The sequence below is a fragment of the Nocardia sp. NPDC059236 genome (assembly GCF_042754085.1).
In the GTDB taxonomy this organism is placed as follows: Bacteria; Actinomycetota; Actinomycetes; order Mycobacteriales; family Mycobacteriaceae; genus Nocardia.
In genome coordinates, this window is sequence record NZ_JBHZAF010000029.1 from 80,999 (window position 1) to 87,770 (window position 6,772).

Here is a 6,772-nt window from a genome sequence, read left to right on the forward strand (position 1 = left end):
TCGAAATGATAGAAGTCGACTGCTATCTACGCAAGGTTCGGTAGGCTGATGGCCATGACCGCCGAGGCAGATTCACGGGGCCGAGCCCGACGTCCCATCGGCCAGGCCCGGCAAGAACTCATCGAGGCCGCCCGTAAAACGTTCATCGAGGTCGGCTACCACGGGGCGTCGCTACGGCAGATCGCTACCCAGGCCAACACCACCCAGGCCATGCTGTACCGGTACTTTCCGAGCAAGGCGGAGCTTTTCGAGCACTCCGTGCTACACCCCTTCGAGGAGTTCCTCGCCGAGCTGGTTCGAGACTGGCAAGGAGCGTCCACATCGACGCTGCCCACCCGTGAACTGATTGCCGGATTCACCCAGCAGCTCTACGACTTCACTCGAACCCATCGCGGAATTATGCTCACCCTCATCGCGGCGGATGCGCACGACGATGACAGCCTGGGCAACGTCAAAGCCTCGTTCATCGACACGATCAACAATGTGGTCACCCAGGCACTGGCCGAGCGAAAAGCTCGCGGCTGGGACGACATCGACGTGGAAGTCGCCGCACCCGCGACCATGGCCATGATCATCGCCAGCGCGCTACTCGACGACTGGTTGTTTCCCGACACCACGACCCGACCGAACCGAGATCGCATTCTCGCCGAACTGACCCGCTACGAAGTCCGCGCGATTGTCGGAGAGCACCAGCCCGTCCACTACGACTGATCCACCCAATCCATCCATGCAGTCGAACAAGCCCGCCGCCTGCTGGCAATCCGGGCTGTTCGAGCCTGCGGTCTCGTACCACATAATCGGCATTTCCGGATGTTCTGCAGCGCACCAGGTTCCGGCCGCCGGCAACCGCTGGACGGATCCAACTAGCCGCAGCATGACACAGACCAATCCAGAAGTGCGGTCCTGGCGTCCACGTGACCGCGATGACCGTCACCGCGACGCGCAGCCTCACCGCTCCCGACTACCGGCGCGTCAAACGCTTTGTCCGCCTCGCTCTTCCGGAAGGTCTCGAATACCGCACCGCCGATCACATCGCGGTGCTGCCTCCGAACGATCGGGCGCTCGTCGAACGCGCAGCCCGATTGCTCGACGCTGATCTCGAGACGGAGCTTCTGATCACCTCGGGCCGAGCGAACTCGGACAATCTGCCGATCGATCGGCCGGTCACCGTCCGCGAACTGCTGACTCACCACCTCGAATTGCAGGGCCGCCTGTCGCTCGATCAGCTGCGAACATTGGCGGTGCTGAATCCGTGCCCGCCCGAGCGACAGGCATTGCAGGACTTGGCCGCGAATGACACGACCGAAGACATGCGGACACTGTTCGACCTGATCGAGGATTATCCCGCCCTCCGGACGGTCCTCAGCTGGCCGATGCTGCTCGATCTGCTGCCCCAACGGCGGCTGCGGCAGTATTCGATTTCGTCCGCGCCAGCGGTCGACCCGCGCCATGTGGATCTGATGGTCTCGCTGCTCGAGGCACCCGCGCTCTCCGGCCGCGGCACCTTTCGCGGCACCGGGTCCGGCTATCTGAACTCCGTGCGCGCGGGCGACCTCGTTCTTGCCCGAGTCAAACCGTGCCGCAACGCATTCCGGATTCGTCACGACACGCCTGTCATCATGGTGGCCGCCGGGACCGGACTGGCGCCGTTCAGGGGCGCGATCGCCGATCGCCGCGTCCTCGCCGCGAGCGGAACAGCTCTACCCGCCGCCGTCTGCTATTTCGGCTGCGATTCTCCCGACGCCGACTTCCTGCATGCCGACGAGTTGCGCTCCGCCGAGCGAGCCGGGATCGTCGCGCTGCGCCCCGCATTCAGCGAGGCCCCTGCCGACGGCCACCGCTTCGTGCAACACCGCATCACCGCCGAGGCCGACGAGCTGTGGAGATTGCTGAACCAAGGGGCCCGAATCTACGTGTGCGGCGACGGACGTCACATGGCCCCTGGCGTCCGGGACGCCTTCCGCACCATCTATGCCCAGCGCGCCTCAGCCGGACACGGCCCGACCCCCGATGAATGGCTCCAGGAACTGACCATCGCCGGCCGCTACGTCGAAGACGTCTACGCCGGCTGACCACTACGACAAGGAAAGCGAGGGCCTACGTGCGCACAATGCTCGCCGGCCGCCTCCATGTTCGCGCCGGGACGTTCGCCGTAGAGGAAGTGCCGATCCCGATTCCCGGACGCGGAGAGGTGCTGATCAGGGTAGAAGCCGCGGGTGTCTGCCTGTCCGACGTTCATCTGATCGACAGCAGTCTCAAACCCTTCCACCCAGTCGAGACGGTCACACTCGGGCACGAGGTGGCCGGAGTGATCGACGGACTCGGCGCCGGTTCCGGAATCGGAACGAGCGTGTCCTCCCGGGCGAGCGTGTACTGGGCCCAACCGCCGTCGTAGTCGACGCCACGGGTCAGCCGTGCCACGCACACCCGACGACGCTGACATCCAGCGCAAGGTCCACAGGACTGTTCGGCCACGCCGACGCCGTCGCCCGGCTCGAGAAGAAGCTGGGCGATCCGATCCGCCTCGTACTCGTTCCATAAGACGCTCCCGGGCAGCGGGGGCGTGCTGGACCTTCGGGACTGCATGACCCCGCTAGCTCGCGAACAAATCGTGCGATTCGCACAAATTTCCCGTGCTGCGTTACAGCTCGGGGGTTCATTGCGCCGAGGCGAGCACCACCCCACCCAGTCTGCGGCAGACTTCCAAAGCCAGCTCCAAGTCCAGACGACCTTCCCGTACCGGTCGGCCGCGCACCTGTTCAGCTTGCCGCAACCGGTACTGCACGGTGTTTCGATGGATGGCCAATTGCTGTGCCGCGGCTGCGAATCCACCACCGGCCGCAAGAAAGATCCGAAGACTCTCACGCAGCCGGGCATTGGTCGGAGTATCCACGGCCAGGCCGCCGAGCACGGATTCGAGCCAACTCCGAGCCGACTCCAGATCCACGCAGAGCAGCGCCACCGCACCGACATCGCTGTAGAAGGTCACCCACTCGCGGTGACCGACGTCGGCGGTCGACGCGACCAGATGGGCCGCGGAGGCCTGCTGATGGGTCAGCCGGAAACCGTCCACCCCTCCCGCCGGATCGCCAACAGCCAATTGCACTTTCGCGCCTGCCGAACGGACCGCGCGGCCGACGAGTTCCGAATCGAAGAGCATCCGATCGTCCCACGGCAGCCAAGCCCACAGGGTTGTTTCATCGTGCAACACACACAGCGGGCGCGCCGGACATTCCAGTCGTGCCGCAAGGTCGACCACCGTCCGCTCCAGATTGATCGGATTGCCGTCCACCGGTCGGCCACCGTCGCCATCGATCCAGGCCATGACACCGATGTGACTGCGCCGCAACCGATATCCCAGCACACGTTCGGCGACATCTATGTCGGTATCGGCCTTCGCGAGCAGCTCGGCCGTCTGCGCCACCCGAGCGGCCATGCGGCTGTGCGCCCACTGGTCGCGTTCGTGCTCGTACGCGGCGGTCACCTGCTGCGACACCCGGTCGATGTGTACCGAGCTGCGTTCGTTGATGCGTATCGCCGCAGCGCTGAGCAGCTCAGGGTCATCGGTTCGCCGTCCGATCTCCTGTAGCAAGCGATGCACGGACGCCGTCTGCCCTATCCGGTACGCGCGCAACAGGGTTCCCATCGAGATGCCCCGCTGGGCAAGTCGGCGGGCGTATTCGATCGCGGCCAGCGGCGCGTCGATCTCCTCGGACAACGCGCGGATGACCGACGAACGTCTGCGCAGGACCGGAATCACCCGTGCACGCCGAACAATTCGACGACTCTATCCACACGCACCACTACTCACGAGTGCAAACTGCACCAAATGGCTGGATATTTGGTGCTAATTGACCTTGCTGGCAGGTATTCATGCACCGCATGATTGTGATGCATAGCACTGACGCTACGACCCTGGAGTTTCACAGATGCCTACAGCCCCCGAGTCAGATAACGAGCACCTCGACGTCCTCATCCTGGGCGCGGGCCTGTCCGGTATCGGAGCCGCGTACTACGTGCAACAGCATCTCCCGGGCAAGACGTATGCGATTCTCGAGGCGCGCGGTGCACTCGGCGGCACCTGGGACCTCTTCCGCTACCCCGGCATTCGATCCGATTCGGACCTGCACACCTTCGGCTACGAGTTCAAACCGTGGGAGAACGAGAAGTCCATCGCGGGCGCATCGGTGATCCTGTCCTATCTTCAGGAAGCGGCTGCCGAAAATGGCATCGACCGCCATATCCGCCTCAACCACAAGGCGATCGGCGCGGTCTGGTCGAGCGAGGACGCCCGGTGGACGGTCGAGTTCGAGCACACTGACACCGGTGAGCGAAGCGTTATCACGTGCTCCTGGCTGTTCGCATGCAGCGGTTACTACCGCTACGACGAGGGATTCACACCGCACTTCGAAGGCCGGGAAGAGTTCGGCGGCACCATCGTCCACCCGCAGCATTGGCCCGAGAATCTCGACTACCGCGGCAAGCGGGTGGTAGTGATCGGCAGCGGCGCGACCGCAGTAACCATCCTGCCATCCATGGCCGACGATGCGGCACACGTGACGATGCTACAGCGATCGCCGAGTTACATCATGCCGGTGCCCTCAGCCGACCCGATCGCGAATGCCCTCCGGAAAGTGCTGGGCAGCAAGCGCGCTCACGGACTCAACCGGCGTCGCTACATCGCGCAGCAACGCTTCATCTATCGGTTCTGCCAGAACCATCCGCGGATGGCGCGACGAGTCATCAGATGGCTCAATGCCAGGGAACTGCCGAAGGACTATCCCCTCGACACCCATTTCAGCCCCGCCTACAACCCCTGGGACCAGCGGTTGTGCGCGGTTCCGGACGCCGACCTGTTCAAGGCGATTCGCGAGGGTAAAGCGTCCGTGGTCACCGACCACATCGACACCTTCACCGAGCGCGGAATCCGGCTGCGGTCCGGCGCGGAGCTCGAAGCCGACATCATCGTCACCGCGACGGGGCTGAACATGCAGACATTCGGCGGGATCGACTTGACAGTCGACGGAGTAGCGGTAGATCTGGTCGACCGGGTCGCATACAAGGGCGTCATGCTCAGTGACGTCCCCAACTTCTCCTTCATCGTCGGCTACACCAACTCGTCGTGGACGCTGAAGGTCGGGCTGGTGTGTGAATTCACCTGCCGAGTAATCGAAGACATGGAGCGCACGGGGAACGCAATCTGTTATCCCCATCTGCTCGATCCGGACATGCCGACGCGGCCACTGTTCGATTTCGACGCCGGCTATGTTCGCCGGGCCATAGACGAGCTTCCCCGGCAGGGAGTCGACGCTCCATGGATCACCGTCCAGGACTACCGCACCGACGTCGGACTACTGCGCAACGGTTCGGTCCACGAGCCGGAACTACGGTTTTCCGCCGCCGGGCAGGCTGTGATCGAGCGCGCCGACGCCGTACTGGCATAGGCCCTGTTACGGGCTGACCCCGCGCCAGTGCAATATGTCCAGCGCCACGGCCACCTCCACGCTGTTCTCGGCCAGTGGCCTGGGCAGCATCTCCTCGGCCCGCGAGATTCTGCGAAGGAGCGTATTGCGGTGCGTGAAAAGGCGATTCGCCGCACGCACCGCGTTGCACTGCTCTCGGACGAAGGTCAGCACCGCGGCACGGATCTCTGGGTCGGCCTCGGCCAAGTCCCCCAACGTGTCCCGCACGAACCGGTCCGCACGTTCCATATCCTCGGTGACGAGTGACGCGAGCGCGACCGAGTCATACGTGGCAAGCCGCTCGGGGGATGCCAAGCGGGTCAGCATGCGCTGAGTGGTCAAGGCGTCGAAATGGCTGCGTCGAAAACCATCGATCTCGCGGTCGAGCGGGCCGAGAGCAACTCGGACGGCCGCGGCATCGCCCAGCAATGTTGCCACCTCACCGGCATCGACCCTGCCCGCCACCCATACCCAGCGCGTCACCGCGCTGGCGACAATGCTGAGCGGTGCGGCCACCTGCGCGACGCGTGCCAACGCTGTCGCGACCGAGTCCAGCTGTCCCGGATCGGCTTTCGGATCATCACTCCAGATAACGGCAGCAGTGTGCGGTCCGTCGAGCGCATAGCCGAGCCGCCCTTCAGCCCGCTGCCGCGGGATCGGCGCGCCCTCCAACACCAGCACAACGGTCTCGCGCCGCTCGGCATGACTGCCCTGGGTCAATTCCGCCCGCTCGGCCTGCATACGCGCTGCTACCGCACCGATCGTCGCGTCGACGAAGGCGGCGATCGACCGTGCGGACACATCGAGTAGCTCGCGCAGTTCCTGCGCATCCTGTGTGAGATCGAAGCAGATCGCCATCCAATACCGCCATGCCACGTCCTGCCCAATCCGGTACGAGTCGAGCATGGACTCGTTCAGCCCCCGCCGAACGAGATCACGCGCGATCGCCAGCGGCTCCAGCCCCACGTTCGGAGAGACCGGTGCGCCCGGGTCGCGCACGTTCGACACCGCCCAATGCAATACGTTCGCGCGATTCGCCCGGCGGATACCCTCCCGCAGCACCGGATCCTCCGCGACGACCCGCATGGACGCAGCATGGAGGGTGGCCGCGTCCATCTCGTCGAACCATTCCTCGGGCAGCTGCAACGACAGCTGAGCACCCTGCCGCAGCAATGCACGGACTCGTTCAGACAGGGCTGGAATCTCCACCCGCTAAGCCTTGATCCACAGATGAGGTTTCTGCGCTGTCCGGGCGCCTGCGGCGCGCGGACAGCGGGGTTTTGGGTGGCCGGTAGCTGCTGGTCTGCCCA

Annotated in this window: 6 protein-coding genes and 1 pseudogene; 4 read left to right on the forward strand and 3 right to left on the reverse strand. The window is 64.5% G+C overall.

Translation table 11 applies throughout. The features are described from left to right. Nucleotides 1–54 precede the first annotated feature (54 nt). The 3 genes from ACFXIV_RS43190 (at nt 55) to ACFXIV_RS43200 (ending at nt 2,395) form a co-directional block, all read left to right on the forward strand. Complete coding sequence (locus tag ACFXIV_RS43190; protein WP_379405524.1) at nt 55–711, forward strand: TetR/AcrR family transcriptional regulator; 657 nt, start codon at nt 55–57, stop codon at nt 709–711. Between the two features lie 212 nt (nt 712–923). Beyond that, nucleotides 924–2,072, forward strand: coding sequence for a hypothetical protein (locus tag ACFXIV_RS43195; RefSeq protein ID WP_379405533.1), 1,149 nt, complete (start codon nt 924–926; stop codon nt 2,070–2,072). 38 nt (nt 2,073–2,110) lie between these two features. Further along, a complete protein-coding gene (locus tag ACFXIV_RS43200; protein WP_379421446.1) occupies nt 2,111–2,395 on the forward strand; it encodes an alcohol dehydrogenase catalytic domain-containing protein in 285 nt (94 codons plus the stop codon). On the opposite strand, the pseudogene ACFXIV_RS43205 reads toward ACFXIV_RS43200, so the two are convergent. Together ACFXIV_RS43205 and ACFXIV_RS43210 are read right to left on the reverse strand one after the other, a co-directional pair. Next, a pseudogene (locus ACFXIV_RS43205) lies at nt 2,392–2,586 on the reverse strand (hypothetical protein); the annotation flags it as partial. The gene ACFXIV_RS43200 and the pseudogene ACFXIV_RS43205 overlap by 4 nt on opposite strands. Nucleotides 2,587–2,656: 70 nt before the next feature. Then, the gene (locus tag ACFXIV_RS43210; RefSeq protein ID WP_379405520.1) at nt 2,657–3,760 is read right to left on the reverse strand and encodes a PucR family transcriptional regulator; all 1,104 of its coding nucleotides are present in this window, start codon (nt 3,758–3,760) and stop codon (nt 2,657–2,659) included. Between the two features lie 169 nt (nt 3,761–3,929). Here ACFXIV_RS43210 and ACFXIV_RS43215 point away from each other — a divergent pair, with 169 nt between their 5' ends. Beyond that, nucleotides 3,930–5,444, forward strand: a complete 1,515-nt coding sequence (locus ACFXIV_RS43215) for a flavin-containing monooxygenase (protein ID WP_379405518.1) — start codon at nt 3,930–3,932, stop codon at nt 5,442–5,444. Nucleotides 5,445–5,450: 6 nt separating this feature from the next. On the opposite strand, the gene ACFXIV_RS43220 is transcribed toward ACFXIV_RS43215, so the two are convergent. Continuing rightward, complete coding sequence (locus ACFXIV_RS43220; protein ID WP_379421447.1) at nt 5,451–6,608, reverse strand: PucR family transcriptional regulator; 1,158 nt, start codon at nt 6,606–6,608, stop codon at nt 5,451–5,453. Nucleotides 6,609–6,772 lie beyond the last annotated feature (164 nt).

What these genes read in the sequence shown, in the direction of transcription:
- ACFXIV_RS43190 (WP_379405524.1), top strand. Translation starts at nt 55, where the DNA reads ATGACCGCCGAGGCAGATTCACGGGGCCGAGCCCGACGTCCCATCGGC.
- ACFXIV_RS43195 (WP_379405533.1), top strand. Translation starts at nt 924, where the DNA reads ATGACCGTCACCGCGACGCGCAGCCTCACCGCTCCCGACTACCGGCGC.
- ACFXIV_RS43200 (WP_379421446.1), top strand. Translation starts at nt 2,111, where the DNA reads ATGCTCGCCGGCCGCCTCCATGTTCGCGCCGGGACGTTCGCCGTAGAG.
- ACFXIV_RS43215 (WP_379405518.1), top strand. Translation starts at nt 3,930, where the DNA reads ATGCCTACAGCCCCCGAGTCAGATAACGAGCACCTCGACGTCCTCATC.